At 35.5% G+C, this 1,441-nt stretch carries 1 protein-coding gene; it reads left to right on the forward strand.

Annotated features, from left to right (window positions below):
* Positions 1-116 precede the first annotated feature (116 nt).
* On the forward strand, positions 117-1,190 hold the full coding sequence (locus AFK68_RS00160) for a YheT family hydrolase (RefSeq protein WP_094670692.1): 1,074 nt from the start codon (positions 117-119) through the stop codon (positions 1,188-1,190).
* The last annotated feature ends 251 nt before the right edge of the window (positions 1,191-1,441 follow it).

Below are 1,441 nucleotides of genomic sequence, written 5' to 3' on the forward strand. Positions count from 1 at the left end.
ATCCAAAACTTATATTAATTCATAGTAAGTAGTTATTAAATTTATGATGATAATCATAGTTAACTGATATACTATTAGATTAATCAATTTAAGTTTTATTAGATTAACATTTATCTATGGGTCATCCTTCTTATACTCCTCCGTGGTTCCTGAAAAATGGTTTAGCAATGACTCTTTATGCAGCTTTTTGGATACCCCGTTTTTGGGAAGAGACTACTACATTTTCTGAGCCTCCTTACCAAGATACAATTTTTATTGGTGCAAATGATGTGCCAATTTTTGGCTGGATGGCTATTCCAAAAAACCCAAAAGGTACAATTATTGGGACTTATGGAATTACAGGAGACTTAGATAATCAATGGTTCTTACAACTATTAGGACGCAAAGCTTATGGTCAAGGTTATGCAGTTATTTTATTTGATTGGCGTGCCCACGGCAAGACAGCATCACTATCACCAGCTCTAACTTCAGATGGTATTTATGAAGGGCAAGATTTTGTTCATATTGCTGCTCAAGCAAAAGCAATGGGTTGTCCGCCTAATTTTTGGTTTACTGCATATTCTTTAGGGGGGCAACTAGCACTTTGGGGTGCAAAAGTAGCAGAAAATCTAGCTCCAGAATTAGGATTATCAGAAACAGATATTGGTGGTTGTGCAGTAATTTGTCCTAGTCTAGAAGCTCAACGTTCTCTCTCTTATTTAGATAGTTCTCCTGTGGGAAGACATTTGGATAAAGGAATTAGTAAAAATCTCAAAAAATTAGCTTGGTTAATTCACGAGCATCATCCAGATTTTATCGATCCAGAGGCAATTGAACGGGCAGATTCTATCTGGAAATTTGATGAAGAATTTATTATCAAAGGATTAGGATTTTCATCAGTAGAAGCTTACTATAAAGCAACAAGTCCCCTATATTTTTTACCTGATCTTAAGAAAAAAACATTGATTATTTATGCAGAAGATGACCCCCTATTTGACCCAACAATTGTACCAGATTTAAAAGCTGCCTGTAAAAATAATTCTGCCATTGATTTGATGGTAACTCGTTATGGTGGTCATGTAGCTCATATTAGTAATAAATCATGTCAAAATCTTGCCCAAGATTCAGATATTTGGTGGGCATTGAATCGAGTTTTTGAATGGATTAAACAACATGAAACAGCAAGAGTAACGACTGCAGTTGCTGTGTGATTTAATCATCAGGAATTGGTTCAGCAATTAACAATGTTCATGTGACGAGGTGCCGTTTGCGAAGCATTCCGCAGGAAAACAATTAATAATTAATAATTACCCCTTCTTAAAAGAAGGGGATTGACTAAAAGGAATTTTTTTGATTTATCCCCTTAAAAGGGGAGGCTNGTTCAGCAATTAACAATGTTCATGTGACGAGGTGCCGTTTGCGAAGCATTCCGCAGGAAAACAATTAATAATTAATAATTACC

It is taken from the genome of Hydrocoleum sp. CS-953 (assembly GCF_002260545.1).
Taxonomy (GTDB): Bacteria; Cyanobacteriota; Cyanobacteriia; order Cyanobacteriales; family Microcoleaceae; genus Trichodesmium.